Source organism: Nocardia niigatensis NBRC 100131 (genome assembly GCF_000308655.1).
Classification (GTDB): Bacteria; Actinomycetota; Actinomycetes; order Mycobacteriales; family Mycobacteriaceae; genus Nocardia; species Nocardia niigatensis.
Genome location: NZ_BAGC01000002.1, coordinates 15,666 through 35,997, shown reverse-complemented (window position 1 = coordinate 35,997; position 20,332 = coordinate 15,666). Strand labels below are relative to the sequence as shown.

The following is a 20,332-nucleotide window of genomic DNA, read 5'->3' as shown; positions in this document are numbered from 1 at the left end:
CTAGGATGGCCGCATGCCGAAGCCGACAGCGCCCGTCGACCGGCCCGTGACCACGCCGATGGAGGCGTCAGGGCTGGTGGGTGAGTGGCGCGAACTGCTGGCCCGGCACGCGACGACCTCGTGCGCACTGGAAAAGGAACTGCAAGGCCGCCACCACATCGGGCTCAGCGAATTCGAAACCCTGGACCGCCTCGTCGAATCCGGCAGCGACAGCTGCAAGATGAGCGATCTCGCCAATGACATCTACCTCAGTCAGAGCGCGCTCTCCCGCACCGTGGCGCGGCTCGAACGCGACGGACTGGTGGATCGCACGCTCTGCACCGAGGATCGCCGCGCGATCTTCGTCTGCGTGACGGAAAAAGGGCGCGAACTGCACAAGCAGGCCGCGCCCACGCACCGTGAGGTGCTGGCCCAGAATCTGGGCTAGACGGTCGCGCGCAAGGTCTCGATGACCGGAAGCGCTTCCACCGCAAGGGAACTCACGCTCGCGAAGGCTTCGCGGTAGCGGTCCACCTCGTGCTCCTTGTCGAGGTACGAGGAGCCGGTGAGGGATTCCACGTACACCACCGGCGGTTCGGTGGGTTCACCGGCGGCGGTGGGAAATTCGAGCAGCACGAAGCGGCCCGCGTCCATGCCGTGGTGGTAGCCGCACTCGGCCGGCAGCAGCCGCAGCCGGACATTGGGCAGCTCGGCGAGCTTGCGCAGCCGGTCCAGCTGGCCACGGGTGACGTCGTCGCCGCCGATGCGATGCCAGAGCACCGCCTCCGCGATCACCACATCCAGCTGCAGCGGCGACTCGTCGCGGGTGAGCAGCGACTGGCGCGCGGTGCGCACCCGGACCCGGCGGTCCAGCTGCTCGGCCGAGATGCCCGGATAGGCCCCAGCCAGCACCGCCCGGTAATACTGCTCGGTCTGCAATAGCCCCGGGACCAGCTCGTTCTCGTAGCTGGTGAGTCGCGCGGCGGCCTCCTCGAGACCGATGTAGACCTCGTAGCCCTCGTCGATGACGTCACTGAACTCGGTCCACCAGCCGCGGGCCTTGGTCTCCCGGGCCAGCGTGGTGAGCGGTTCGATGGCGTCCTCCGGAGCGCCGTAGATCCGGCACATGGCCTCGACATCCAAACTGCGCAAAGACGTCTGACCGGTTTCGATTCGCCAGATCTTGGCCTCTGACCACTCCAATCGCTGCGCGGCTACCCGAGTCGTCATCCGCGCGCGATTGCGCAGGTCGCGCAGGTGTCGGCCGAGCTGCCGGCGCGGCACGGTCGATCCGGTAATCCCCTGCGGTAGAGCCATTCGTCCCCCTATTACCAGTGTTGCGATCGCATTGTTGCACAGGAAAACTCGGCGATCCATGGACGCGGGAACGACCGCTCTGCGGCCTACTTCCGGGACGATCGCCGGCGGAAGCGCCAGAACTGCACCGCCTGAACATCTTTGGATAGCTGATTGACCGGCTCGGCCACGTCCGAGAGGGCCTGGAACAGATCGTCGGCCATATCGGAGATGTGCTCGACCCGGCCCGCCAGCCGCGAGGCATTGAGGACGAACTCCAGCAGCAGGCGCACCACCGCGGCGATCGTCAGGCCCAGCGGGATCGCGAACACCACCGCGAACACGATGCCCAGCCAGGCCGAAATCCGCCACAGCCCTATCGTTCCCACGACCGGGACGGCGATGGCGCTCGCCAGGCCCAGCAGATAGGCCAGCGGCAGCAGTGTGCGGGTGGCGGGGCGCTGGAACTGCAGGTCCAGCAGGGCACGGGCGGCATCCACGCTCCAGGAGCCGAAAGCACCTGGGCTGGCGAAGGGTTCGACCGGCTCCTCGTCCTCCTCGTCCTCGGCCAGCCGCCGGGACATGCGGCGGGTGGCGGACTCCTTGAAGGCGGCCCAGCGACCCGCGGTGATGATCTCGTCGAACTCCTCGAATTCCTCGGGTTCGGCGGCGTTCCCACCCGATTGATCGGTCATGCCGACGATCTCCTCTCCCGCAGACCTTTTCGGCCGATCCAGTGTCGCCGGTAACGCCGCGGCCCCGCAGGACGAGACAGTGTGTTGTAGAACACGTCACGCTCTCGGGCCGGCGCTGGGCTCCCGAACCACGGCAGGCCCCTTGACGGTGTCGCCGCAGGCAGGGCCACTGCACCGAGGTCGCGTCGCAGCTGGGACATGGTCACTGATGAGCCAAACCGAACTGGACAAATGCCGTCCCGGGGGACAACCGAACTCGGGGCGAAAAAGAAGGTGTAACGCCCCGAACCCTCCATGCCGATACGAGGCACAGAGCAGGAACGAGATCTACCGGGGAATGGAGAATCCAGTGCGTACGACGTTTTCGTCAGCCGTTGCGGAATCTGCGCAGGACTACATCCGGCGCGGCTGGACGGTCGCCGAAACCGCCAATGGCGTCTGCTTGGTCACCGACGAGAACATCGCGGGCATCGAGGTCACCGGCGACACCGCCGCCTTCGTGCGCCGCTACCTGCGGGCCAACGACCTGACCGGCCCGGTCATCGAGATCCCCGGCGCCGAGCGCCGCGAGATCCATCTCGTCACCGGCCTGCGCAAGGCCGCACGCGCCGTCGAGGCGCTGCGTGAGTCCGGCGTGGTCGTCTACGCCGACGGCGCGGGCATCCCGCTGCCGCCGAGCAAGCTGTCCGCCGGCGCGGCCTGCTGGGGCGTCGCCCCGCACGAGGCCCGCTGGATCCCGCCGGTGGTCGCCATCGCCGCCGGTGTCCGCGCCGCCGCCAAAGGGGCGCCGCAGGCTGCTCGTATCGCCTCCTGATACCACCGGCTCCCAGAACGACACGAAACCCGCGAGTGCACCCCGGCGCTCGCGGGTTTCGCCGCGTCCAGGGCCGGACGTTGCAAATTAAGAGGTATCGGACATAAGCCGTGGCTCCGCCATGGGAGCCGAGTGCGAATCGCCTGTTGTGGCTGCCGGGAATTCGCTCCGGGAGCCACCGGGGAAGAAGCTCCCGAACCAGATCCCGGTTCCCCTGAATACTGTCAAGCCCAGGGCCTTTCGCAGGTCGTGAGGCTCTCCAAGATTTCCTGCGGAAAGCTGTAGGAGTCCGCATGCTTCGGCCTCGGCGCCGGCGGGCATATCCGATTGCCGCAGGTGTTCCGTCCAGTTCGTTTCCGAGTGATCATGGGGTATGACCCATGTCACGGACAGCCCCCGGACACTGCTACGCACCTGCCCGCTCTGTGAGGCCGTGTGCGGCCTCGAGATCACCTTGGACAGCACCGATCACATCGTCTCGGTGCGCGGCGACAACGCCGATCCCTTCAGCCGGGGCTTCCTCTGCCCCAAGGGCGCCACGCTCGGACATCTCGACGCCGACCCGGATCGGCTGACCGCGCCCATGATTCGCGATCGCGCTACCGACACCTGGCGGGAGGCGAGCTGGGACGAGGCCTTCGGGGTGATCCGGGAACGGCTGCCGCAGGTGACGGCCGCGCACGGGAATCAGGCGCTGGGGCTGTATCTGGGCAATCCCAATGCCCACACCGTGGCCGGGGCGCTGTACGTGCCGCTGCTCATCCGGGCGCTGGGAACCCGGAATCTGTTCTCCGCCAGCACCGCCGACCAGATGCCCAAGCAGGTTTCGAGCGGGCTCATGTTCGGCGATCCGCTCACCGTGGCGGTGCCGGACCTGGACCGCACCGACTATCTGCTCATGCTGGGCGCGAATCCGCTGGAGTCCAATGGATCGCTGTGCACGGCACCGGACTTCCCGGGCCGGCTCAAGGCGCTGCGGCAGCGCGGCGGGCGGCTGGTGGTGGTGGATCCGCGGCGCACCCGCACCGCAAAACTGGCCGACGAGCATCTGTTCGTGCGACCGGGCAGTGACGCCTACCTGCTGTTCGGGATCGTCCACACCCTCTTCGCGGAGGGGCTGACCGATGTCCGGGTCGAGGTGAACGGGCTGGACGAAGTGCGGTCCGCGGCCGCCGAATTCACGCCGGAGCTGGTGTCCGGGCGCACCGGGGTGCCCGCCGAGACCATCGTGCGGATCGCGCGCGAGCTGGCGGCCGCGCCGACGGCCGCCGTCTACGCCCGGATCGGCACCTGCACGGCCGAATTCGGCACCCTCACGCAGTGGCTGGTGGATGTCGTCAATGTCCTCACCGGCAATCTCGATACGCCGGGCGGGGCGATGTTCGCGACCGGGGCGGCGCTGGGCATCGTGCGGTCGCGGCCGTTCCGGCTCGGGCGCTGGGCCAGCCGGGTGCGTGGATTACCCGAAGCCATGGGTGAACTGCCGGTCGCCACACTGGCGGACGAGATCGGCACGCCCGGCGAGGGGCAGATCCGGGCCATGGTGACGGTGGCGGGCAACCCGGTGCTGTCCGCGCCCAGCGGCGCGCGCCTCGACAGCGCCTTCGCCGGACTGGAATTCATGGTGAGCGTGGACCGCTACCTCAACGAGACCACCCGGCACGCGGATGTCATCCTGCCGCCGCCGCGCATCCTGCAGTCGCCGCACTACGATTTCGCGCTGCTCAATTTCGCGGTCCACAACTATGCCCGCTACTCGCGGCCGCTGGTGCCGCTCGGCGCGAACGAGCTGTCCGAGGCCGAGGTGCTGGCCCGCCTGGCGCTGGCGATCTCGGGCCAGGAAGTCCAGCCCGGCGTGGATCCGCTGGCCGCGGTCGACGAGATCGTCATCGCCGGGACTCTGCACAAGGCCGGCCTGGCAGACCGCCGTGCCGAACTGCTCGGCACCAACACCACCGAACAGCGGCTGGACCTGATGCTGCGGCTGGGCCCCTTCGGCGAATGGGCCGGCACGCCGGACGGCAGCGAATGGCGCGGCAGACTGAATCTCCAAGTGCTGCTGGACAATCCGCACGGCATCGATCTGGGTCCGCTGGAACCCCGGCTGCCGGACGCGCTGCGGACCGCCTCGCGCCGGATCGAGCTCGCGCCCGCCGAACTGCTGGCCGACCTGGAGCGGCTGCGCGCGCGGCTGGGGGCCGAGCGGCCGGAGATGGTGCTGGTGGGGCGGCGGCAGCTGCGGTCCAACAACAGCTGGCTGCACAATGTGCCGCCGCTGGTGGGCGGGTCGAATCGCTGCACGCTGCACATTCATCCCGAGGACGCGACGCGGCTGGGGTTGAACGGACAGGCCGTGGTGAAGTCGGCGGCGGGCACGCTGACCGTGGACGTCGAGCCGACCGAGGACATCATGCCCGGCGTGGTGAGCCTGCCGCACGGCTGGGGACACGGGGACAGCGCGCAGACCGTCGCGCGCGAGCACGCCGGGGTGAATGCCAATGCGCTGACCGATGATTCGCTGGTGGACGCCCCGTCCGGGAATGCCGTGTTCAACGGCGTGCCGGTGACGCTCACCCGGGCGTGAGGCGGGGGCGGAATACTCCGCGATAAAATACCTTTCGGTATTTTGGTTTCGAGTACCGAAGATCGCCGCCGACTAGGGGGATGACGGTCGCGCGACACCCCGGGAAACTCTGCAAAATGGACAAATCAGGAATGCGAAATCCCCCCGCCCCCTGGGGATCTCGCAAACCTGAGGTCCGGAACCGCGAACAGCATCCCCCCGGCTAAGGGACGAAGGCCCCTTGCGGACACTTTCATCCGGGGGGATCCTCCCCCGGGAAGGTCTGTCCAGCAACAGTCGAAGAAGCCCCACCAGGGCAGATACGCCGGTTCACGCATTCGCCACACGAAAATAGTTAAACCGTATAGGATTTCGAGTGGCCGAAGTTCGTGGCCGAGCCTCTTCCATCCGGTATTCAGCTACCAAAGGGGGCGCACGATGCCCGGTATCAGAAACGGCAGCGACGGCGAACGGGAACTGCAGGAGCGATACGGTACCGAGGAACGGGCACAACGCTTCTACTCCGATCAAGTGCGAGATCGGCTCAATACCCACATGATCGATTTCATCCGGCGCATGGACATGGCCTTCATCGCCACTTCCGACAAGCACGGTGAATGCGATGCCAGCTTCCGCGCCGGCAAACCGGGTTTCCTGCACGTGATCGACGATCGCACCGTCGCCTATCCCGAATACCGCGGCAACGGCGTCATGGCCAGCCTCGGCAATATTCTCGAGAACCCGCACGTCGGCATTCTCGTGATCGATTTCGTGCACGACCTCATCGGCCTGCACCTCAATGGCACCGCTCGCATCGTGGACGACGCGCTCATGCGCCGCTGCGTCCCCGATCTGCCCGCCGACACCCGTGGCCGGATTCCGGAGCGCTGGGTGGTGGTGGATGTGGAGGAGGCCTACATCCACTGCCGCAAGCACATTCCGCACCTGGTCCCGGCACAGCGCGAGCTGCGCCAGTGGGGTACCGACAATGTGCGCGCCAAGGGCGGCGACTACTTCCGGGCGAAGGAGGAGACCGACGCCCTGGTCGAGTCCTAGTTGATCTTGAAGATCACCGCGCGCTGCACAATGAAGTTGATCACGGTGGCGGTGCCCTGGGCGACGCAGAACGCGAAGAACATCCTCCACCAGACATCCGGCAGGGCGTAGTAGCAGACCTGGTTGATGCCGACCTGCAGCGCGAAGGTCACCGCGTACAGCAGCACCACGGCGATGAAGCGCTTGCGGCTCGGCTCGGCCTTGAAGGTCCAGCGCCGGTTGATCAGGTAGGCCGTCGTCGTCCCGGCGATGAAGCTGATCGATTTGGCCACCGGCAGCGGCAATCCGACCAGTTGGAACAGCAGGGTGTACAGCCCGAAGTCGACGATGGCGGACAGGCCACCGGTGACCGCGAATCGAATGATCTGCGTCTTGAGATCGACGTCCGTACCACCCGGTTCGTCAACGAGGGGCAGCTCGGGCGGCAGGGGCAGATGGGGTTCCGCGGTCACAACGCAGAAGAGTAATGCCCGGGACAAAGGACACAAGCCTCGAGACGGTTATGCCTGTAGCCTCTATGCCGATGTCCACGAAAGCTCAGACCACCACCGCGGCCGCCACCGAGCCCAGCTCGGCAGGCGTGGGTGAGGGCTCCGCGTCGCAGGGATCGTTCGACCTGCCGACGCAGACCCGGCGCCTGACCGGTTGGGGTCGCACCGCAGCCACCACCTCGGAAGTGCTCTCCACCAATGACCCGGAGCTGATCGCCAAGGCGGTCGCCATGGTCGCGGAGGACAACGACTCCAAGCCCGCGCACCTGCGTCGCGGCGTCATCGCCCGCGGCCTGGGCCGCTCCTACGGCGATCACGCGCAGAACGCCGGCGGCCTGGTCGTCGATATGACCGCACTCAACCGCATTCACCGCATCGACCGGGACTCCCGGCTGGTGGACGTGGACGCGGGCGTCAGCCTCGACCAGCTGATGAAGGCCGCGCTGCCGTTCGGACTGTGGGTTCCGGTGCTGCCGGGCACCCGGCAGGTGACCGTGGGCGGGGCCATCGGCTCCGACATCCACGGCAAGAACCACCACAGCGCGGGCAGCTTCGGCAATCACGTGCGGTCCATCGATCTGCTCACCGCCGACGGCAAGGTGCAGACCATCGGGCCGAAGAAGAACGCCAAGCTGTTCTGGGCCACCGTCGGCGGCAACGGCCTGACCGGCATCGTGCTGCGCGCCACCATCGAGATGACGCCCACCGAGACGGCGTATTTCATCTCCGACGGCATCAAGACCGTCGACCTCGACGAGACGATCGCGGTCCACAAGGACGGGTCCGAGGCGAACTACACCTACTCCTCGACCTGGTTCGACGTGATTTCCGGGCCGCCGAAACTGGGACGCGCCAATGTCTCTCGCGGCCGGCTGGCGAAACTCGACGAGCTGCCGAAGAAGCTGCGCAAGAATCCGCTGAAGTTCGACGCGCCGAATCTGCTGACGGTGCCGGATATCTTCCCGAGTTTCGCGGTCAACAAGTTCACGCTGGGCATGGTCGGCGAGGCGTACTACGCGCTGGGCGGCAACTACACCGGCAAGCTGATGAACTTGACGCAGTTCTATCACATGCTGGATGTGATCTCGGAGTGGAATCGGGCCTACGGCTCGAAGGGATTCCTGCAGTACCAGTTCGTGGTGCCGCCCGAGGCCCTCGACGAATTCACCAAGATCATCATTGATATCCAGGCGTCCGGCCATCATTCGGCGCTCAATGTGCTGAAGTTCTTCGGTCCCGGGAACCAGGCTCCGCTCAGCTTCCCGATGGAGGGCTGGAACACCTGCTTCGACTTCCCGATCCGGCCCGGCCTCAATGAACTGGTGCGCGAACTCGACCGCCGCGTCCTGGAGTTCGGTGGCCGTATCTACACTGCCAAGGACTCCCGCACCGATGCGGAGACTTTCCACAAGATGTACCCCCGGATCGACGAGTGGATCAAGGTCCGCCGAAGTGTCGACCCCACAGGGGTTTTCATGTCCGATATGGCGAGAAGACTGGAGCTTCAGTGATCAATGCGGTAGGGAACCCGCAATCCATTCTGCTGCTGGGCGGCACCTCGGAGATCGGCTTGGCGATCTGCGCCGAGTACCTGAAAAAGGGTCCCGCACGCATTGTCCTGGCCGCCCTGCCGGGCGACCCGCTGCGTGAGGACGCCGTATCGCAGATGAAGGCGGCCGGCGCCTCCGAGGTCCAGCTTCTCGACTTCGACGCGCTCGAAACCGACGGACACCCGGCCGTGATCGAGGCGGCGTGGGCCGCCGGCGACGTCGACGTGGCGATCGTCGCGTTCGGCATCGACGGCGACGGCGAGATCTTCTGGCAGGACCAGCGCAAGGCCGTCATGATGGCCGAGATCAACTACACCGCGGCGGTTTCCGTCGGTGTGCTGCTCGGCGAGAAGATGAAGGCGCAGGGCTTCGGCCGCATCCTGGCCATGTCCTCGGTCGCCGGTGAGCGCGTGCGCCGCTTCAACTTCGTCTACGGCTCCACCAAGGCCGGACTGGACGGCTTCTACCTGGGTCTCGGCGAGGCGCTGGCGAAGTTCGGCCCGCGCGTCACGGTCATCCGGCCCGGCATGGTGCGCACCCGGCTCTCCGCGCACGCCAAGGAGAACGGCCTCACCGTCAACAAGGAGGACGTCGCCCTCCTCGCGGTCGCCGCCTCCGAGAAGGGCAAGGAAATCGTCTGGGCCCCCGGCGTTTTCCGCTACGTCATGATGATCCTGCGCCACGTCCCGCGCCCGATCTTCCGCCGCCTCCCCATCTAGGCGACAGCAACTCGAAACGCCGCCTCCGGTCGCACCGGGGGCGGCGTTTCGCTATTCGAGGGACGCGACGATGGCGTCGGGGTCGGCGCCGGCCGCAGTGACTAGGCTGGCGCGCGGTCCATGGACACGAATGCGAAGGCAGGGTGCGGATGAGTGAGCGGGCGAGCGGGCGGCTGGGGGTGCTGGCGCGGCAGGCCGGTGGGGCTGTCGGCGAGGCGGTACTCGCCGCGGTGGTGGCGGCCGTGGTGGCCGCGATCGGGCTCGAGGCGTTCGCGACCGTGCACTGGCCGGCGTTCAACTCCTCCAATGTGACCCGGTCGCTCACCACCGTCGGACAGGTGGTCGCGCTGGCCGTGCTGGTGGCGGCGGTGGTGCTGCTGCGGCTGCACAAGTGGGAAGGACCGGCGAAAGCGCTGTCCTGGGCCGGGCTTTCGGCCTTCGTGACGGTGACGCTGGGCATGCCGCTGGCCGCGACCAAGCTGTACCTGTTCGGCATGTCGGTGGACCAGGAGTTCCGGACTCAGTACCTGACCCGGCTGACCGACAGCGCGGCGCTGCACGACATGAACTACATCGACCTGCCGCCCTTCTATCCCGCTGGCTGGTTCTGGCTGGGCGGCCGATTCGCGAGCCTGACCGGCATGGCCGGGTGGGAGGCGTTCAAGCCGTTCGCCATCATCGGCCTGGCGGTGGCGGCGGTGGTCGCGCTCGTGCTGTGGTCCAGGCTGATCCGGGCGGACTGGGCGGTGGCGGTCGCCGCCGCGACCACGGCCGTGACGCTCGCCTACGGCGCGCCCGAGGCGTACAGCGCGGTGCTCACCCTGCTGCTGGGCCCGGCCCTGCTGCTGGCCTGGGGAGCATTGCACCGGCCGGCCGAGCCGGCCGGGGAGCCGACCGCGGGCGGCTGGGGCGCGGTCCTGGGCGCCGGGCTCTTCCTGGGACTGGCGGCCACCTTCTACAGCCTGTACTTCGGTGTTGCGGTGTTCGCGGTGTGCCTGATGGCCCTGATCGCCGCGGGACTCGCCGTCCGGGCTCGGCACGGCCGACGCGCGATCCCGCCGATCCTGGTGCGGCTCATCGGAATCGGCGCGGTCGCCGGTGTGCTCGCGCTGACCGTGTGGACGCCCTTCCTGCTGAAGTTCCTGTCCGGCAAGGCATCTCTGGGCTCGGGGTCGGCCTTCCACTATCTGCCCGAGACCGGCTCGCGACTGCCGCTGCCCATGACCGAATTCGACCTGCTCGGCATGCTCTGCCTGGCCGGTACCCTCTGGCTGGTGCTGCGCGCGGCGAGTTCGCGGCGCGCGCAGGCGCTGGGCATCGGCGTCGTCGCCATCTACCTGTGGTGCCTGCTGTCCATGGCCGCGACCGCGGCCGGGACCACGCTGCTGTCGTTCCGGCTCGAATCCCCGCTCATCGCGCTGCTGGCGGCGGCGGGCGTGTTCGGCTTCGCCGAGGGCACGCGGGCGATCTACCAGGCGCTGAACGAGCCCGGCCGGTTCCGGATCGCCGCGGCGGCGGTGGCGCTGGCCGGTGCGATCGGGTTCAGCCAGGGCATTCCGACGGTGCTGGCGGCGGAGATCACCACCGCCTACACCGACACCGATGGCAGTGGCTCCCGGGCCGACGCCCGGCCGCCGTCAGCGGTGTCGAACTATCGCGAGGTCGACACGAAGCTGTTGGAGCAGACCGGCCGCCCGCGCGACGCCACCGTGGTACTGACCGCGGACACCAGCTTCCTGGCCATTTACCCGTACTACGGATTCCAGGCTCTCACTTCGCATTACGCGAACCCGCTGGCCGACTTCGCGGCGCGGACCGCCGAAATCCAGCGCTGGAGCACGCTGAAGACGCCGCAGGAGCTGACCGAGGCGCTGAACCACTCCCGCTGGCGCGCGCCCGATGCCTTCCTGTTCCGTCGCTCCGGGGACGACTACACGCTGCGGCTCTCGCAGGACGTGTATCCGAACGACCCGAATGTGAAGCGGTTCACAGTGTCCTTCCCCACGTCCCTGTTCGACGAGAAGCACTACCGGATCACCGATATCGGACCGTTCACCCTGGTCGTGCGCATCTGAGGAAGCGGACGAGACAAGGATCACTTATCCCCAAAAACCGCCGCGATTCTGTGGATAAACACCGGTTTCTGTGGATAACTTCGCGACTTGCCAATGCATTCTCGGCGGGAACCGGTAGCGTGGGCCGCTGATTGCAAGGCACCCAACAGTTTGGGCTGCAAGGCGACCGAGGAGTTTGCGCGTGACAGTGGGGCGGCCAACCACCCTGGGGGATGAAGACGGTTCGGCGGTAGCGGTTCTCGACCGCTCGGCACCGGAAACGGCTCCGCCCAAGCTGTCTCGGCCGCAGCGCGCCGCCCGCCGGGTGCGGCTGGCGCGCACCGATCTCATCGTCGCCGTGGCCTATCTGTCGCTGGCGGTGCTGGTGCTGTCGGGTCAGTGGCTGCACACCGACCGCGGCTACCTGATCAAGAGCGGCCAGGACCAGACCATGTGGGAGTGGTTCTTCGCGGTCACGGCCCACAATGTGGCACATCTGGAGAACCCGCTGGGTTCCATGCTGCAGAACTATCCCGACGGCGTGAACATGATGGCCAATACCGCCATGTTCGGCGTCGGCGTGCCGCTCACTCCGGTCACCCTGCTGTTCGGGCCGACCGTCACCTTCGTGCTGGTGCTCACCCTGGGCCTGTTCGGCACGGCTTTCGCCTGGTACTGGCTGTTCTCGCGGGAACTGGTGACCTCCAAGTTCGCGGCGGCCGTGGGCGGTCTGTTCTGCGGTTTCGCGCCGGCCATGATCTCGCACGCCAACGCGCACCCGAATTTCGTGGTGCTGGCCCTGCTTCCGCTGATCGCGCTGCAGCTGATCCGCATAGCGAGACGCGCTGGTTCGCGGCGCGTCTCGTTCCGGACTGACGGAGCGGAGGAGCGAAGCGGAGGAGCGGAGGAGGGAAGAACGAGACCTTCAGCGCCGCGAACCCGCCCGCAGCGAAGCGGAGGGCAAATCAAACACAGCTTCATCCTGGGCCTGCTGGTAGCGCTGCAGATCGCGCTCGGCGAGGAGCCGCTGCTCATCTTCGCGCTGTCCTTCGCCGTATTCGCGGTCGTCTACCACGTGCACACGCCGCGCACCGGACTGCGCGTGCTGCGCGCCATCACCCCGACGGTGTTGCTGGCCGCGCTGATCACGGTGGCGCTCACCGAGATTCCGCTGTGGTGGCAGTTCTTCGGCCCGCAGTCCTACCGGTCCATCGACCATGGGCCGATGAACAACGACCTCAAGGCGCTGTTCCAGTTCCCGTCGGAGTCACTGGGCGGCATGGTCTCCCACGGCCAGAACGTGGCCATCAATGCCACCGAGGAGAATTCGTACTTCGGCTGGCCACTGTGGATCGTGGTCACGGTGGCCGTGGTCCTCATGTGGCGCGAACGCACGGTGCGCGCGGCCGCCGCGGTGATCGCCGCGTTCACCCTGCTGTCGCTGGGCGCGACCCTGATGATCGGCCACCACAACACCGGTATCACCCTGCCGTGGCAGCGGCTCGAGAATGTGCCGCTGCTGAATTCGGTGCTGGAGTCGCGGTTCACCATGGCAGCGATCCCGGCCATCGCCCTGATCCTGGCGCTGGCCACCCAGCGCGCCCTGGACTACTGGAAGGTCTCGGCGACCGACTGGCGGCCGCTGGCGTTGTTCGCCGCGATGGCCTTCGCCCTGTTGCCGCTCACCCCGACCATCCTGCCCGCGGTGCAGCGCGCCCCAACCCCGGACTTCTTCGCGGACGGCACGGTGCGGCAATACGTTTCGCACGGTTCGGTGGTGGTCGCCCCGCCGCCGACGCCGCCGGATGCCCGCGCCCTGCGCTGGCAGGCCGACTCGGGCTTCGAATTCCCGCTCGCCGGTGGCTATTTCGTCGGCCCGACCGGCACCTCCAAGAAGGGCCGCTACGGCCCGGACGACCGGCCCACCGCGAGCCTGCTGCTGAAAGCCCAGCAGTCCAACAAGATTCCGGTGATCGACGAGGCCGCCAAGGTGCAGGCGCTGGTCGACCTGCAATACTGGCGCGCCGACGTGGTGGTGCTGCCGCCCACCGACAACAGCGACACCCTGCGCGCGACCGTGAACCAATTGCTCGGCTTCCCCGCCGAATTCGTCGACGGCGTGTGGCTGTGGGACGTGCGCGGCCTGGTGGCCGCGACCGCTCCGTAATCAGCTCACGCGGGTGTAGGTCACGTGACCGCTGACCGACAGGGCGCGGGTGATCCGGCCGTTGCCGAGCACCAGTTCGTGGCTGCCCTGCGGACTGCAGCTGGTGCCGCCGCTCACGACCGTGCCCGCGCCGACTGTGATGTCGCCGGCGCCGGGGACGCCGAGCAGCCGGTAGTCGAAGACGCAGATCGGCCGGTTGTCGCGCAGCACCGTGGATGTCACCACGTCGTCGTTCAGCGCGCCCTGGCGGATGACCAGGCGGTAGTCGTCGGCGTTGGCGTCGCTGGTGCCCGACCACTCGCCGATGAACGCCTGCGGCACCAGTCCCGCCGGCGTGGAGGGCGGGATGGCGGCGATCGAGGTCCGGTCGGTGGCGGACACCGCCGTCGCCACGGTCGGCACCACCGCGGACAGCGGCGCGCCACTGGTTCTTCCGTGGCTCTCCAGGTCGGCCGTCACCAGGATGGCGCTGCCCCCGATCACCGCCGCGGCCAGCACCGCCAGCAGTCCGGTGAGCACGCCGCGGCCCACGCCGGAGCCACCTCGCACCGGATCGGGGGCCCGATGCCGGTGCGGCGCGGCGTCTTCGAACGAGTCGGCGTGCGCTCCGTACGCCATGCCGTAGACGGGTGCGCCGGGCTCGGTGTGAGAGCGGCCGGGACCGAGCACGGTCGGATCGGTACGCGGCGAACCGACCATGCCGGGGCCGGTGCGCGGGGTGCGCAGGAGGGTCGGATCGGTGCTGGGTGAGCGCAGCGCGGCCGGATCGGTGACGAAACCGCGGGGCGGCGTGCCCGCCCCGGACGGCGGGGTGCTCAGCAGGGTCGGAGCGGCCGGCACCCGCCACGCCTCCCGGACAGCGTCGGCGAAATCCGTACAGCTGGGGAATCTTTCGTCCGGATGCTTGGCCAGCGCGCGGTCGAAGACGGCATCGAAGCCCGCCGGCAGCTCGGGCCGCACCTGCGTGACGTGCAGGGGCGGGGTGCTGGTGTGCGCGTAGATCAGGCCGGCCAGATCGGTGGCCAGGAACGGCCGTGATCCGGTGAGCAGCACGAAAAGCGTGCAGGCCAGCGAGTATTGGTCGGTGCGCGGATCCAGGAAGCGGCCCGACACCTGTTCCGGCGAGGCGAAGGCGAAGGTCGCGGAGATGTCCCCGGTCTTGGTGACATGGGTGGTCTCGTCGCGCAGCCGGGCGATGCCGAAGTCGGTCAGCAGGGCGCGTTCGGGGCGGCCGTCCTCGGCCGGCGATAGCATGATGTTGGACGGCTTCACATCCCGATGCAGCACGCCCTTGCCGTGCGCGTAGTCCAGGGCGGAGGCGATGCCGCTGCCGACCCGCAGCGCCCGCTCCGGCGCCAGGCCCGACCGGCTGTCCGCGTCCGGTCCGGCCACGAATTGCATGGCGATCCACAATCTTCCGTCGTCGAGACCGCGGTCGTAGACCGACACGATGTTCGGATGGTCGAAGCGGGCGGTGATGTCGGCCTCGCGTTCGAAGCGCCGCCAGCCCCCGGCGTCGGCGTTCACCTCATCGCGGTTGAAGACCTTGAGGGCGGCCAGGCGCGGTAGCCGGGGATGCCGCGCGGCGTAGACCGTGCCCGAACCCCCGGCGCCGATCCAGCGTTCGATGACGTATCCGGCGATATCCTCGCCCGGCTTCAGATCGGCCATGTTGGCGCACCTACCTACTTCAGAGGAGCCCTTTCGAGCCAGTCGGTCAGGAGGCTGTTCACCGTGTGCCCAGGCCAGCGCAGGACCATGACGAATCGCGACCTCGGATCACCGTCGGGAAAGGAGACGGCGGCGAGGGCGCGATGGGCCTCGGTGTCCTGGGTGGCGGCCGGGTCCACGCCCGCGGCGGTGGTGACGGTCAGCGCGCCGGCCACATCCTCATGCGTGCGGGTGGTGACACGAGCGTTGTTGTCGAAGAAGACGGCGGCGATGGAACTGCCCGGCCGGGTGTCGAAGTCGAACACGTCGAAGTGGACCTGGCCGGTGGCGTCGTCGGCATTGCACATCACGCGATGCGCGCCCTGGGCCGTCTCGCCCGGGCCCGGATCCCGCGACCGGCAGGAGGCGCCCTGCCAGCCGACCGAGGTGCCGGTGGCGGCCAGTTGGCCGACCAGGCTGGGGAACGCGCGGGCGATGGCGGCGGCGTCGCGGCCCCAGGAGGACACCAGGGCGTCGGCGCTGCTGTACGTGATCAGCCCGCTCACATCGGTTTTGCGGCTGATCCGCCCGTCGGGCAGCAGGGAGAGGGTGGTGGGGCCGTTGGCGCGGCAGGCATTGGCCGGTTCCCGGACCACGATCTCGGAGGTGCCGATGACCAGACGGTCCCCGTCGCCGGGCACCCGGTCCAGCGGCGCGGAGAATTCGCAGTGGAACGGCGAGCCGTCGGGCAGCACGCCGTCCACGCGATTGGAGAGCACCGGATCGCCGATCTTGGCCTGCTGCACCGTCAACCGGTAGTTGGTCTGCCCCTCGGTGGCCAGCCAGGTGCCGACGAACGAATCCGGCACCATGCCCGGCCCGGACCGCGCCGGCAGCGAATCATGCTGGTGCAGTGCGAATCCCACGCCGGTAGCGGTCACCGCGGCCACCACCGCCGGGATCACGGTGCGCCGGTGCACGAGGCGCTGCCACACCGGTTTCCGGCTCCGATCCCGGATACGCCGGGACGGCGCCTGCGGCAGCAGACCGGCCGGGGCGGTCACCGCCAGCGCCGGATCGGAGTAGTACGCCTCGGTCGCGGCGTAGGCGAAATCCGCGCAGCTGTCGAAGCGGTCCTCGGGATCCTTGGCCAGTGCCCTCTCGAAGACCGCGTCCAGGGCCGCCGGGAGTTCGGGATTCGCCGTGCTCGGCCGCAGCGGCGGCTCCCGGGTGTGGGCGTGTACCCAGCCCAGTGGATTGTCCGCCCGGAACGGCCGCTGGTCGGTGAGCAGCACGAAAAGCGTGCAGGCCAGCGAATATTGGTCCGAGCGCGGGCCCACCGGCCGGCCGCTCACCTGTTCCGGCGAGGCGAAAGCGAAAGTGGCGGAGATGTTTCCGGTGTGGGTGTGCTTGGTGGTCTCGTCACGCAGCCGGGCGATGCCGAAGTCGGTGAGCAGGGCACGCTCGGGGCGGCCGCTGTCGGGATCGGCGATGAGGATGTTGGAGGGCTTCACATCCCGGTGCAGGACGCCCTTGCCGTGCGCGTAGTCCAGGGCGGCCGCGATCTCGGCGCCGATGCGCAGGCCCCGGTCGGGCGAAACATGGTGCAGTTCAGCGCCATCCACGCCGTCGACGAACTGCATGGAGATCCAGAACTGATTCTCGGCGACGCCGCGGTCGTAGACCTGCACGATATTGGGGTGGTCGAAGTGGGCCGCGATATCCGCCTCGCGCTCGAAACGCCGCCAGACCTCGTCGTCCTCGGCGACCTCGTCGCGCTTCAAGATCTTGAGGGCCGTGAGCCGGGGTAGCCGCGGATGCCGCGCCGCGTACACGACACCCGAACCCCCGGCTCCGATTCGCCGCGCGATCACATACCCGGCGATGATCTCGCCAGGTCGCAGCTCGGTCATGCTTCCTCTTTGTCTTCCGGCCCGGCCCCACGCCCGGTTCGGATAACAACCATCCTGACGGACATCCGCCGATTCGGCTACAGGTCAGCCTCTTCGAAGCGGCGAACGGCTGTCTATAGAGTCGGTGCTCGTGCGCGCAGACTCCCGAGCGTTCCACCGCATCCGCCTTCTCGCCCTGGTGTCCGGGTTACTCGGATTCCTGCTGGCGGTGATCACGCCGATCCTGCCGGTCAACCAGGATCGGCCGACACTGCATTGGCCCCAAGGGGATACGACCGACGTCGCGGCGCCGCTGGTGTCGTACGTGCCGTTGCGCCTGGACGTGACACTGCCGTGCCCGGCGCTGCGGGATCTGCCGACCGGCACGCTGTTCTCGACCGTGCCCGCGGCCTCCGGGCAGGCCGAGTCGAAGGGCCTGGTCGTCAAGGTCACCGACGAATCCGGCAAGGGACGCACGGTATCGGTGCTGGCCCGGCTGATTCCGCTGCTCAGCGCGCCGGTGGCGGAGATCCAGGACTGCACGGCGATCACCGTGCGCTCCGACGCCACCGAGACCCGGGTCGAATTCGCCGGCGTCCACCGCCAGGATGGCACGGCCTTCACCGGCCGGGTCGGCGGCGACACCCGGCCGCAGGTGGTGGGCCTGTTCACCGATCTGAAGCGGGATCAGCTCGGGAACGCCTCCGCCACCGTCGATATCGACGCGCGCTTCACCTCCAGTCCGTCCTGGCTCAAGCGTCTCGCGACGCTCGGGGCCGTGCTGTTCACGCTGCTCGCCCTGTACGCGCTGCATCTGCTGGACACCTCCGACAGCCGCAAGCCGCGGCGGTTCCTGCCCGCGCACTGGTGGCGGGTGCGGCTCGTCGACGTCGCGGTGCTGGGCACGCTGGTGGTGTGGCACATCATCGGCGCGAACACCTCCGATGACGGCTACATCCTGAATATGGCTCGGGCCTCGAAGGTTTCGGGCTACATGGCCAACTACTACCGCTGGTTCGGGGTGGCCGAGGCGCCCTTCGGATGGCCGTACGAGCTGCTGGCCTGGATGACCCGGATCAGCGACTCCAGCCCGTGGATGCGCCTGCCCGCGCTGCTGGCCGGCATCGTGTGCTGGCTGGTGATCAGCCGGGAAGTGCTGCCCCGCCTGGGCGCCCGGGTGCGCCGCGACAATATCGCCATCTGGACCGCGGGACTGATGTTCCTGGCCGCCTGGATGCCCTACGACAACGGCCTGCGCCCCGAACCGCTCATCGCCGCGGGCGCGCTGCTGACCTGGTGCTCCATCGAAAGGGCCATCGCCACCGGGCGTTTGCTGCCCGCCGCCGTGGGCGTGCTGATCGCGGCCTTCTCCCTGGCCGCCGGGCCGACCGGGCTCATCTGCATCGCGGCGCTCATCGCGGGCGCGCGGCCGGTGCTCATGATCGTCATCAAGCGCGCGAAGGGACCGGGGTCGTGGCTGCTGCGCTACGGCGCGCTGCTGGCGCCCGGCGTGGCCGCCGGAACCCTGGTGCTGGTGGTCGTTTTCGCCGACCAGACCCTCGCCTCGGTCATGGAGGCGACCAGGGTGCGCAAACTCATCGGCCCCAATGTGGCCTGGTTCGACGAGCGCACCCGCTGGGACTCGCTGCTCATGCTCTCCCCTGACGGCTCGCTGGCGCGGCGCTTCGGCATCCTGGCCATGCTGCTGAGCCTGGGCGTGTGCGTGATGGTGATGCTGCGCAAGAACGGCCGCATCCCCGGCGCCTCGCGGGGGCCGTCGGCGCGGATCCTGGGCATCGTCTTCATGTCGCTGTTCCTCATGATGTTCACGCCCACCAAGTGGACCCACCACTTCGGCGTGTACGCCGGGCTGGCCGGATCGGTGGCGGCGCTGGCCGCGGTCGCGGTGGGGGTCAACGGGATTCGCTCGCCGCGCAACCGGACGCTGTTCGCCGCCGCGGTGTTCTTCCTGCTGGCCATGACCTTCACCGGACCCAACGGCTGGTGGTACGTGTCCAGCTATGGCGTGCCGTGGTTCGACAAGGCGCCGCTGATCGCGGGCAAGGGCTTCTCCACGCTGTTCCTCGGCCTCGCGGTGCTGTGCGTGCTCATCGCCGCCTACCAGCACTTCCGCGAGCCGCACACGCGGCCGAAGCCGGTGCGCGGCTTCGACAAGTTCGCCAGCATGCCGCTGACCATCGCGGCGGCCGCGCTGGTGTTGTTCGAGGTGCTGTCGCTGGCCAAGGCGGCCGTCGGCCAGTACCCGGCCTACTCCATCGCGCAGTCGAATCTGCGTGCGCTGAAGGGTGATTCGTGCGCGCTGGCCAATGAGGTGCTGGTGGAGACCGATACCGCGGATTCGCTGCTGCGCCCGTGGACCGGATCCGACGCCGACGGGCTGTCCGCCGAGAACGCCGGATTCACCCCCAACGGCGTCGCCTCCGACCTCACCGCGGACGCCGAGGAGACCGTCACCGGCGGCGCCAACTCGGTGAACGAGAAGTCCGGCAACAAGACGTCCAAGACCACGGGCGCGGGCACCGGCGGCGGGAAGAGCGAGGAGGCCGGCATCAACGGCAGCTCGGTCGCCCTGCCCTTCGGGCTGGACCCGGCCAAGACCCCCGTCGAGGGCAGTTACACCGATGGCGAGCAGCAGGTTTCGAAGCTCACCACGCAGTGGTACAACGCCGAGAAGCTGAACAGCGTCCGCGACGACCCCGCCTACCAGGTGCTGGTGGTGACGGCCGCGGGCCGCATCCGGTCCTTCAACAAGGACGGCGTGGAGAGCTACGGGCAGGACCTGTTCGTCGAGTACGGCACCCGCGACGCCCAGGGCACCGTCACGAACACCGGCCGGATCCGGCCCATCGATATCGGGCCGAGCCCGTCCTGGCGCAACCTGCGCGTCCCGCTGGATCAGATTCCCGCGGGCGCCAACGCGATTCGCCTGGTTCTCAACGACGCCGACATCACCCCGCGCCAGTGGCTGGCCGTCACCCCGCCCCGGCTGCCCAGGCTGGAGACGCTGAATTCCCTTGTCGGCGACAGCGCTCCGGTGCTGGAGGACTGGCACGTCGGTCTCGCCTTCCCGTGCCAGCGCCCCTTCGACCACCACGACGGCGTGGCCGAAGTCCCCGAGTGGCGCATCCTGCCGGACCGGGTGGGCCAGGACGCCTCCAATGCCTGGCAGGACGACATCGGCGGCGGTCCACTGGGCTGGACGGGATTGCTGCTGAAGTCCGAGACCCGGCCGAGCTACCTGAAGCACGACTGGGCCCGGGACTGGGGCTCGCTCGAGAAGTTCACCCCTTATGCCCCGGATGCGAATTCCACCCCGACCTTGGACGTGACCGTCCAGTCCCGTTCCGGCCTGGCCACGGATTCGCCCATCAGGACTCGATGACCA

Annotated in this window: 14 protein-coding genes; 9 read left to right on the top strand and 5 right to left on the bottom strand. The window is 68.4% G+C overall.

Translation table 11 applies throughout. The features are described 5' to 3' along the window. Positions 1 to 13: 13 nt before the first annotated feature. Positions 14 to 427 (top strand): MarR family transcriptional regulator, encoded by a 414-nt coding sequence (locus ON33_RS00575; RefSeq protein ID WP_083868496.1) that lies wholly within the window; start codon positions 14 to 16, stop codon positions 425 to 427. Here the strand turns inward: ON33_RS00575 and ON33_RS00570 are convergent. Both ON33_RS00570 and ON33_RS00565 read right to left on the bottom strand, forming a co-directional pair. Continuing rightward, entirely contained in the window at positions 424 to 1,296 is an 873-nt protein-coding gene (locus ON33_RS00570) for a helix-turn-helix domain-containing protein (protein ID WP_040853684.1), read from the bottom strand. The two genes, ON33_RS00575 and ON33_RS00570, sit on opposite strands and share 4 nt — an antisense overlap. Positions 1,297 to 1,382: 86 nt before the next feature. Beyond that, complete coding sequence (locus ON33_RS00565) at positions 1,383 to 1,970, bottom strand: DUF4282 domain-containing protein (RefSeq protein WP_040853682.1); 588 nt, start codon at positions 1,968 to 1,970, stop codon at positions 1,383 to 1,385. Between the two features lie 349 nt (positions 1,971 to 2,319). On the opposite strand from ON33_RS00565, the gene ON33_RS00560 reads away from it, so the two are divergent. From ON33_RS00560 to ON33_RS00550, 3 genes are all read left to right on the top strand, one after another. Beyond that, complete coding sequence (locus tag ON33_RS00560) at positions 2,320 to 2,784, top strand: hypothetical protein (protein ID WP_040853925.1); 465 nt, start codon at positions 2,320 to 2,322, stop codon at positions 2,782 to 2,784. A gap of 373 nt (positions 2,785 to 3,157) precedes the next feature. After that, entirely contained in the window at positions 3,158 to 5,368 is a 2,211-nt protein-coding gene (locus ON33_RS00555; protein ID WP_040853679.1) for a molybdopterin-dependent oxidoreductase, read from the top strand. 417 nt (positions 5,369 to 5,785) lie between these two features. Continuing rightward, positions 5,786 to 6,403, top strand: coding sequence for a pyridoxamine 5'-phosphate oxidase family protein (locus ON33_RS00550; protein ID WP_040853677.1), 618 nt, complete (start codon positions 5,786 to 5,788; stop codon positions 6,401 to 6,403). On the opposite strand, the gene ON33_RS00545 is transcribed toward ON33_RS00550, so the two are convergent. Then, positions 6,400 to 6,855: a GtrA family protein gene (locus ON33_RS00545; protein ID WP_083868495.1), complete on the bottom strand. Its 456-nt coding sequence runs from the start codon at positions 6,853 to 6,855 to the stop codon at positions 6,400 to 6,402. The genes ON33_RS00550 and ON33_RS00545 overlap by 4 nt on opposite strands. A 65-nt stretch (positions 6,856 to 6,920) precedes the next feature. On the opposite strand from ON33_RS00545, the gene dprE1 reads away from it, so the two are divergent. The 4 genes from dprE1 (at position 6,921) to ON33_RS00525 (ending at position 13,384) form a co-directional block, all read left to right on the top strand. Continuing rightward, entirely contained in the window at positions 6,921 to 8,405 is a 1,485-nt protein-coding gene (gene dprE1 / locus ON33_RS00540; RefSeq protein ID WP_174391461.1) for a decaprenylphosphoryl-beta-D-ribose oxidase, read from the top strand. Beyond that, positions 8,402 to 9,163 carry a decaprenylphospho-beta-D-erythro-pentofuranosid-2-ulose 2-reductase gene (gene dprE2 / locus ON33_RS00535; protein WP_040853676.1) on the top strand — a complete coding sequence of 254 codons (762 nt, stop codon included), beginning with the start codon at positions 8,402 to 8,404 and terminating at the stop codon, positions 9,161 to 9,163. Before dprE1 ends, dprE2 begins: the two co-directional genes overlap by 4 nt. A 149-nt stretch (positions 9,164 to 9,312) precedes the next feature. Next, complete coding sequence (locus ON33_RS00530) at positions 9,313 to 11,238, top strand: galactan 5-O-arabinofuranosyltransferase (protein WP_051151490.1); 1,926 nt, start codon at positions 9,313 to 9,315, stop codon at positions 11,236 to 11,238. Positions 11,239 to 11,512: 274 nt separating this feature from the next. Continuing rightward, positions 11,513 to 13,384, top strand: coding sequence for a glycosyltransferase family protein (locus tag ON33_RS00525; protein WP_040853917.1), 1,872 nt, complete (start codon positions 11,513 to 11,515; stop codon positions 13,382 to 13,384). Here ON33_RS00525 and ON33_RS37820 read toward each other — a convergent pair whose 3' ends face one another. Together ON33_RS37820 and ON33_RS42650 are read right to left on the bottom strand one after the other, a co-directional pair. Then, a complete protein-coding gene (locus ON33_RS37820; RefSeq protein ID WP_051151489.1) occupies positions 13,385 to 15,055 on the bottom strand; it encodes a serine/threonine-protein kinase in 1,671 nt (556 codons plus the stop codon). 14 nt (positions 15,056 to 15,069) lie between these two features. Next, positions 15,070 to 16,947, bottom strand: coding sequence for a serine/threonine-protein kinase (locus tag ON33_RS42650; RefSeq protein WP_051151488.1), 1,878 nt, complete (start codon positions 16,945 to 16,947; stop codon positions 15,070 to 15,072). Between the two features lie 130 nt (positions 16,948 to 17,077). Here ON33_RS42650 and ON33_RS00510 point away from each other — a divergent pair, with 130 nt between their 5' ends. Next, complete coding sequence (locus ON33_RS00510; RefSeq protein WP_040853911.1) at positions 17,078 to 20,329, top strand: arabinosyltransferase domain-containing protein; 3,252 nt, start codon at positions 17,078 to 17,080, stop codon at positions 20,327 to 20,329. Positions 20,330 to 20,332 lie beyond the last annotated feature (3 nt).

Coding starts and splice junctions, on each gene's coding strand:
- ON33_RS00575 (WP_083868496.1), top strand. CDS start 14: ATGCCGAAGCCGACAGCGCCCGTCGACCGGCCCGTGACCACGCCGATG.
- ON33_RS37820 (WP_051151489.1), bottom strand. CDS start 15,055: ATGGCCGATCTGAAGCCGGGCGAGGATATCGCCGGATACGTCATCGAA.
- ON33_RS42650 (WP_051151488.1), bottom strand. CDS start 16,947: ATGACCGAGCTGCGACCTGGCGAGATCATCGCCGGGTATGTGATCGCG.
- ON33_RS00550 (WP_040853677.1), top strand. CDS start 5,786: ATGCCCGGTATCAGAAACGGCAGCGACGGCGAACGGGAACTGCAGGAG.
- dprE1 (WP_174391461.1), top strand. CDS start 6,921: ATGCCGATGTCCACGAAAGCTCAGACCACCACCGCGGCCGCCACCGAG.
- ON33_RS00555 (WP_040853679.1), top strand. CDS start 3,158: ATGACCCATGTCACGGACAGCCCCCGGACACTGCTACGCACCTGCCCG.
- ON33_RS00570 (WP_040853684.1), bottom strand. CDS start 1,296: ATGGCTCTACCGCAGGGGATTACCGGATCGACCGTGCCGCGCCGGCAG.
- ON33_RS00530 (WP_051151490.1), top strand. CDS start 9,313: ATGAGTGAGCGGGCGAGCGGGCGGCTGGGGGTGCTGGCGCGGCAGGCC.
- ON33_RS00565 (WP_040853682.1), bottom strand. CDS start 1,970: ATGACCGATCAATCGGGTGGGAACGCCGCCGAACCCGAGGAATTCGAG.